Origin of the sequence: Dietzia sp. UBA5065 (assembly GCA_002415925.1) — a bacterium.
Lineage (GTDB): Bacteria > Actinomycetota > Actinomycetes > Mycobacteriales > Mycobacteriaceae > Dietzia.
On record DIAZ01000057.1, the window covers coordinates 4391 to 4833 of the forward strand.

The 443-nt window shown below is 69.5% G+C and carries 1 protein-coding gene; it reads left to right on the forward strand.

Going from position 1 to position 443, the window contains the following annotated elements:
- The coding region (locus B4M60_RS04060; protein ID WP_291080529.1) for a helicase-related protein at window positions 1-443 on the forward strand (443 nt) is incomplete at both ends.

Sequence of the window (443 nt, forward strand, 5' to 3'; positions counted from 1 at the left end):
GACGTGGCCGCGCGCGGCCTCGACGTGCCGCGGATCAGCCACGTCGTCAACTACGACATCCCCCACGACACGGAGTCGTACGTGCACCGGATCGGCCGAACGGGTCGCGCGGGTCGGAGCGGGCACGCGTTGCTCTTCGTGACCCCCCGCGAGCGGCGGCTGCTCTCGCAGATCGAGCGGGCCACGCGTCAGCCGCTGACGGAGATCCAACTCCCGAGTGTGGACGACGTCAACGAGATGCGGATGGCCAAGTTCGCGCAGTCGATCACCGAGAGCCTGGACGACACGCACATCGCCCTGTTCCGTCGCCTGGTCGAGGAGTACGCCTCCGAGCACTCCGTGTCGATGGCCGACATCGCGGCCGCGCTGGCCACCCAGTCCCGCAACTCCAACGACTTCCTCATGAGCGAGCCGGACCGGCCGGTCCGCCGCGATGACCGCCG